This window comes from Legionella tunisiensis, from assembly GCF_000308315.1.
Classification (GTDB): Bacteria; Pseudomonadota; Gammaproteobacteria; order Legionellales; family Legionellaceae; genus Tatlockia; species Tatlockia tunisiensis.
In genome coordinates this window covers 1-6624 of sequence record NZ_CALJ01000041.1, presented here as the reverse complement: position 1 = coordinate 6624, position 6624 = coordinate 1, and the positions used below count along the sequence as shown (strand labels likewise).

The following is a 6624-nucleotide window of genomic DNA, read 5'->3' as shown; positions in this document are numbered from 1 at the left end:
ACAAAAAGCAGTTAGTTGCTCAATCAGCAAATAAGCCAGCGGTGAAAGCCAGTAGACCAAAAAAGTTAGCAAAACGACATCAAGTAACAAACCCGTTCGGGCAAGACAACCTGTACAAGCCAAAAAGCGGATTATCAAAAGGCCGGTAGAAACAGGTAAATCTCAGCCTGCAAAACCGCCTGCCAGGCATAGTGATGAACCAATTAAATCGTACCATACCAGTGCACTAACAGTTCACACCGTAGATGACCAGCGTGATTCAAGCAATTTTTATCCCACAGCTTTGCTTGCCGATGGAAAAGTAATTACCTACATTGCAGGAACCCCAGTAGTAACTGCCCCTTATACTGGTGATAGACCTGCTTTTGATGGTTCTGATTATATTGTAAACATTTCAAGTATTAACCGCGATATTCGATTAATGCAGCAGCGACGCCGACTTTATCGTGCGTATGAAAGCATAGGCTACCCAGTTCCTAATGTCCCCATTATTGCTTTAAGTGGAAAAGCAGAACCAGTTGCCAACTTTAATCGTTCTTTTGCAGGTAACAGTACTGGCGATATCGATTTAGGTTCTAGCGAGTTTGATGTTGCGGCGATGTTAAATGATACAGTGGAAGCTTTTATGTCCGTCGCTTATGATGAAACACCACCCTTGATCAGTGGGCCGCGTGTCAGCAATTCGGCTTTCCAATTAAATCTGGGTTTTGTCAATATTGGTGATTTGGACCGCACTCCCTATTATTTCACTGCTGGACAATTGTATGTACCTTTTGGCCGCTACTCCAGTGCAATGATCAGCTCCCCTTTAACTCAGCGATTAACCAGAACAAAATCAAGACCTTTCATTTTTGGTTATAAATCACAATATGATTCAGGACCTTTCGCAGCTGTCTATGGGTTCAGATCAGATACTACATTGGGACACTCTGGTGTAGGTGGGGTCAATCTGGGTTACACGATCAAATCAGGTGATATGGCCGGAGAAATTGGAGCGAGCTATATAGGCTCAATCGATGATTCAGCCGGAATGCAGGACACCGGTTCTGCTCCGGGTACGACCTTTGGTGGCTTTAGTTCGATAACCAATGGTAATGAGCGGGTAACTAAAGTACCTGGCTTAGGTTTTCATTGGACCATGAATATCGATCGCTATAACTTTACTGCGGAATGGGTCGGTGCTACAAAAGCCTTTAGAACACAAGATCTAAGCTTTAATGGTAGAGGAGCAAAACCACAGGCCGTCCAGTTAGAAGCCGGCATGACCTTTATGAGTTTTTGTAAACCTTCGTCGTTCTCACTAGGTTACCAGTGGACAAAAGACAGTTTGGCCTTAAATTTACCCAGGCAGCGTTTTGCTGGTGTATATAGCATTTCGATATGGAAAGATACAGTAGAAAGCCTTGAGTATCGCTATGATCGCGATTATAAAATCAACCAGTTTGCCAATGGCGCAGCACCTCCAGATGTTGTTAACCAAAATACAGTTGGTACCGGTCGCTCTTCAAATACCATACTTGCTCAGATAGGTGTATATTTCTAAAAAAGAGTCAAAATAATTTTGTTACCGCGCAGTCAATTGCGCGGTAATCTTCTTAAGATTTAGCCTTAAAATCCTATAGAACACGGCTTATCCATAAAAATCCTGCTATGCTTAATCAAATAAGTGGTAGAACAGGATGTTTTATGCGAATTCTACATACCATGCTGCGGGTTACAGACCTGAACAAATCCATTGCGTTTTATACCTCTTTGCTAAATATGAAATTAATAAGCCATAAGGACTATCCTGAAGGGCGTTTTAGTTTAGTTTTTCTTGGTTATCCTGATACACCCGGAGGTGCGCAATTAGAGCTTACTTATAATTGGGATAAGAGCAGTTATGATAAAGGTGATGCCTATGGGCATATTGCTATTGCTGTGGATGATGTCTATCAAGCCTGCGCCCGCATTAAAGCACAGGGTGGGAACATTGTCAGAGATGCAGGTCCCATGAAACATGGTGATGTTATTTTAGCGTTCGTTAAAGATCCAGACGGCTACCTAATCGAACTTTTGACTGACAAAGGTACGGTGTCATGAGCGGGAGGCTAATGCGTCGCTTGCTCGTATTGATAAGCTTACTAGCGATGCTATTACCCGTGACTGCAGCGACAGGGAAAGTGATTGAACTAAAAGTGAATGGCGCAATAGGTCCTGCAACGGCTGACTATCTGTCACGTGCTATCCATGCCGCGCAAAGTGGTACGGGCCTTATCTTGATTCAATTGGATACCCCAGGCGGTTTGGATAAGTCAACGCGCCAGATCGTGCGTGATATTCTCTCTTCTAAAGTACCTGTTGTCACTTATGTTTCACCCAATGGGGCCCGAGCTGCGAGTGCAGGGACTTTTTGCTTTATGCTAGTACTGTGGCGGCCATGGCTCCCAGTACTCATTTAGGGGCGGCTAGTCCGGTCAATTTGTTGGGTGATACTGATAAGGCGGATCAAACAGCAAAACAGCAATCAACAATGGATAAAAAGGTCACTAATGATGCGGTTGCCTATATTCGTTCCCTTGCCCAATTACGTGGCCGCGATGCAATATTTGCGCAAAAAGCAATTTTGGATGCAGCGACATTGACAGCAAATGAGGCCCTGAAGGCTGGAGTTATTAATATAGTTGCTAAAGATCGTGATGACCTTTTAACACAATTAAACGGTTTAATAGTGACCCAAGATAATCAAAAAATCCAACTAAACACAAAGAATGCGCAAGTAGAGGGCGTAGTTCCTGATTGGCGCACTCGATTCCTACAGATTATTACAGAGCCTACAGTGGCTTACTTGCTTTTACTTTTAGGTGTATACGGTATTTTCTTTGAGTTAGTGAATCCAGGATTTATGTTACCCGGTGTGGTTGGTTCAGTAGCTAGTTTGTTGGCTTTGTACGCCCTGCAACTCTTACCTGTCAATTATGCAGGCCTCGGTCTGATTATTCTAGGTATTATACTTATTACCGCAGAGGCATTTACGCCAAGTTTTGGTACCCTCGGTTTAGGAGGGACGGTATCTTTTATTATTGGTTCTGTTTTGCTTATTGATAGTGATCATAACAATTATCAAATTGCTTGGTCGGCCATTTGGGCGATGGCAGCAGTGAATATAGTGTTTATATTTGCCTTATTTACGGTAGCAATAAAATCAAGAAAACAAAAAATTCAACATGGTGTTGATATTTTACTAGGCGCTGAGGGACGAACCTTAGGTGTCGTAGATCCGTGTGGTCAGGCGGTTATTAGAGGAGAAATTTGGAGTGTGCATGCAAATTGCCCCATTCCTGCGGATAAACACATAAAGGTAGTCGCTACTAAAGGTCTACAATTACAGGTAGAAGAGATTAATCATGACGCTGATTCCAACATCAGCAATAAGGATGCCTAAGGGGAAAATCATGGCTTCATTCTTCGGGTTCTTTGTAATTATTATCATTTTCATCCTCCTTGCAGCGTTTCGTGTACTTAGAGAATATGAACGAGGAGTCGTATTTATGCTAGGCCGCTTTTGGCGGTTAAGGGCCGGGACTGGTTATTATTATTCCCGGCATACAGCAAATGGTTCGCGTTGATTTACGAACAGTAGTAATGGATGTGCCTAGCCAAGATGTTATTTCGCGTGATAATGTTTCCGTTCGTGTTAATGCTGTACTTTATTTCCGCGTCGTAGATGCGCAAAAGGCAATTATTCAAGTAGAAAATTATTTTGAGGCAACGAGTCAATTGGCACAGACTACGCTTCGTTCTGTACTTGGCCAACATGAATTGGATGAAATGCTGGCAGAACGAGAGCAACTAAACAGTGATGTGCAAAAAATATTGGATGCGCAAACGGATGGCTGGGGTATTAAAGTTTCTAATGTGGAAATTAAGCGTGTCGATTTGGACGAAAGTATGATTCGCGCCATTGCGAAACAAGCCGAAGCAGAGCGAGACAGAAGAGCAAAAATCATCCATGCGGAAGGTGAATTGCAAGCTTCAGAAAAATTATTACAAGCCGCGCAAGTGTTGGTGAAAGAGCCGCAGGCAATGCAATTACGCTATTTACAAACGCTAGCCAGTTTAGCAGGAAGCAATACTTCAACAGTTGTTTTTCCAATGCCGATCGAACTGGGAGAGCTTTTACGGAAAATGAATAATAAATAGTGTGGTTCGATGGATGTTCACTGTAACGCTGCTATTACGTAACTGAACGCCCATTCTTTTGCATTTCGCTCGCAAAACGCAGTTTGAACTTTTCGTTATTGGATCCAGGGGTGGGATTAAAGATGGGAATGCTGATGTCCAGTTCAGCTTTAGAATCTGTTTGGCAAATTACTTCTGCAAAGAAGGTTGCTGCCAGTTCAGGATCCCAACCGTAAACACCAATCCCTAACGGTTGAATGAATAAAGGACGTTGTACAAGCAAGGCATCTCTTATGGCTCCCCTAATCGCCGCCTTATACTGCGCCTGTAGATCTTGCTCTGTGATAGTTTTGGCAAAGGTTAAGCCCTTATGCCCAAATTTATCGGGCACAGTGGCTATACCGCCAAGGTAATTATCTTGCTTGGCAAGACGAATATAGGCCGGCATTTCTTGTTTTTGCTGATGAAAATTATCCAATTGTAACTGCAAGGCAGCAATCCAACCTCCAGGTAAATTTTCGTAATGAAGATTTTTATCAAAATGCTCTTTAAAGACAGTGAAGCCAGCTCCCATGCTGGATACTGTATGGCAGGTCACGGTGCCCGCACAAACGATGAGGGCGTTTTTGGGGGGCTGGCATTAATAGGCGTCTGGACAGGCATATGATGACTCCAAATAAAGGCAACTTATTTGATCGGGCATGTTGAAATTTGCACTATCTAGGCCGAAAAACAAGCGAAATATCAACAACCCCTAGTATAGTAGTTTCTTTAAATGACTGTAATTTTAGAGCGAGATATTCTTTTTACGGTAAAAATAATATACAATCCCGGCTTATTTGTAACCCCAGTTTATAATTAAAGATTAGGGAACAATCAATGAAATTCAATAAACATCTATTGGCATCCTATTTATTTCCAATCGCTAATCGTCTTTTATCCCCCCTTAATCTGAAATTATCAACCAAGAATACTCCAAACAGAGATTTTGGTTCCTTTATTAGTCATCTGAAAAAACTTAATTTTCATATTAAAACGGTTATCGATGTGGGGATAGCTTATGGGACGCCAGCACTTCATAAGTTTTTGCCGGAAGCAAAATTTTATCTCGTTGAACCCGTCCCCCAATGTTTGCCCTTGCTTAAAAAGCTTGAGAGTAGTATTGGTGCTACTACGTTTAATGTGGCTGCAGGTTCAGAAGATAGCGAAATTGATTTTTTCTTCATGGCGACATTTCTGGCTCAAGTTGTTTACGTCAATGGGAGGGTGAGTCTTTTGATGGGGAAAAGATTACTGTGCCTTTGAGACGATTAGACACGTTAATTCCTCAAACAATAGCGCGCCCTAGCTTGTTGAAGGTAGATACACAAGGTAATGAGTTAGAAGTGCTGAAGGGTTCTAAAGAGCTCTTGGATAAAATTGATATTTTAATTATTGAAACCTCCTTCCATGAGTTCCGTAAGGGTGCTCCTGAAATTCATGAAATTATTTCAACCATGGTTGAGTTAGGTTATCGCTGTTATGAAATATTAGAAGGCCATTATCGCGCAATTGATAATGCCTTGGCTCAGGTTGATATTGCATTTGTCAAACATGATTCGCAGCTTCGGTCTTCAAAATGCTTTTTTAGTGAAACGCAACTGGAAGAATATTTATCAAAGCCTAATCCCCAAGCGCTAATTAATATTTAATGAATTGGTTCCGAGCCTTCTTTTCTTAGAATGGAAGGCTTTAGCATTGTACCAATCAATGCAATACCTGCTCGATTTTTTCTCAGTGATTGACGTGCTTTGTAAATCAATCTTACTAATGTGGATATATGAATGTTTAAAAATATACTTATTTTTCCTCTAATTCTGATCTGTGCTGAAATGGCGGTTTTCCTTTCAACGGATATGTATCTCCCGGCTTTGCCTGACATGATGCGTGATTTGGATGCGTCTACCAGCCTTGTTCAGCTCACTTTATCCTCTTGGTTCCTAGGTGGCATGTCGATGCAATTGTTTATAGGGCCTATTTGTGATCGAGTTGGCAGACGTCCAGTCTTTATTATCGGCATGTTAATTTTTGTAGTATCCACGTTCTTCTGTGCAGTTGCACCTAATATTAGCATCTTGATTGCCGCGCGTTTTTTCCAAGGGTGTACAATCTGCTTTATCATCGTTCCCGGATATGCCAGTATTCATGAACTCTATGATCAAAAAATTCTGTTCGTCTTTTGGCGACTATGAGTAGCATTACAGTGCTTGCTCCTGCCTTGGGTCCTTTCTTGGGAGGGCTTTTGGCGACATTAACGAATTGGCGGTGGATTTTTCTATCTTTATTTGTTTGGGGCCTGCTCATCGCAGGTTGGGTTCTGGCACGCATGCCAGAAACCCTGGCGGCTGACAAGCGTACACCACTAAATCTTCCCTTTGTGTTAGGTCAATATAAAAGTATCGTGACTAATTGGCAGTTTATGCA

7 protein-coding genes and 3 pseudogenes are annotated in these 6624 nt (G+C 42.1%); 9 read left to right on the top strand and 1 reads right to left on the bottom strand.

Annotation, left to right across the window (positions count from 1 at the left end; all coding sequences use genetic code 11):
- Positions 1-169: 169 nt before the first annotated feature.
- From BN58_RS21615 to BN58_RS21605, 5 genes and pseudogenes are all read left to right on the top strand, one after another.
- Positions 170-1543: pseudogene (locus BN58_RS21615) on the top strand (LbtU family siderophore porin); the annotation flags it as partial.
- A gap of 143 nt (positions 1544-1686) precedes the next feature.
- On the top strand, positions 1687-2082 hold the full coding sequence (gene gloA / locus BN58_RS03005) for a lactoylglutathione lyase (RefSeq protein ID WP_019215586.1): 396 nt from the start codon (positions 1687-1689) through the stop codon (positions 2080-2082).
- On the top strand, positions 2079-2441 hold the full coding sequence (locus BN58_RS37450) for a Clp protease/crotonase-like domain-containing protein (protein WP_408605451.1): 363 nt from the start codon (positions 2079-2081) through the stop codon (positions 2439-2441). Before gloA ends, BN58_RS37450 begins: the two co-directional genes overlap by 4 nt.
- Entirely contained in the window at positions 2420-3424 is a 1005-nt protein-coding gene (locus BN58_RS21610; RefSeq protein WP_019215585.1) for an NfeD family protein, read from the top strand. Before BN58_RS37450 ends, BN58_RS21610 begins: the two co-directional genes overlap by 22 nt.
- A gap of 10 nt (positions 3425-3434) precedes the next feature.
- Positions 3435-4182 (top strand): annotated as a pseudogene (locus BN58_RS21605) (slipin family protein).
- 34 nt (positions 4183-4216) lie between these two features.
- Here the strand turns inward: BN58_RS21605 and BN58_RS02990 are convergent.
- Complete coding sequence (locus BN58_RS02990) at positions 4217-4759, bottom strand: hypothetical protein (protein WP_198009805.1); 543 nt, start codon at positions 4757-4759, stop codon at positions 4217-4219.
- 281 nt (positions 4760-5040) lie between these two features.
- Here BN58_RS02990 and BN58_RS02985 point away from each other — a divergent pair, with 281 nt between their 5' ends.
- From BN58_RS02985 to BN58_RS21600, 4 genes and pseudogenes are all read left to right on the top strand, one after another.
- Positions 5041-5466, top strand: coding sequence for a class I SAM-dependent methyltransferase (locus tag BN58_RS02985; protein ID WP_019215583.1), 426 nt, complete (start codon positions 5041-5043; stop codon positions 5464-5466).
- Positions 5457-5852, top strand: coding sequence for an FkbM family methyltransferase (locus BN58_RS02980; protein WP_198009804.1), 396 nt, complete (start codon positions 5457-5459; stop codon positions 5850-5852). Before BN58_RS02985 ends, BN58_RS02980 begins: the two co-directional genes overlap by 10 nt.
- A 132-nt stretch (positions 5853-5984) precedes the next feature.
- Positions 5985-6392, top strand: a complete 408-nt coding sequence (locus tag BN58_RS02975; protein WP_019215581.1) for an MFS transporter — start codon at positions 5985-5987, stop codon at positions 6390-6392.
- A pseudogene (locus BN58_RS21600) lies at positions 6389-6624 on the top strand (hypothetical protein); the annotation flags it as partial. The gene BN58_RS02975 and the pseudogene BN58_RS21600, both read left to right, overlap by 4 nt.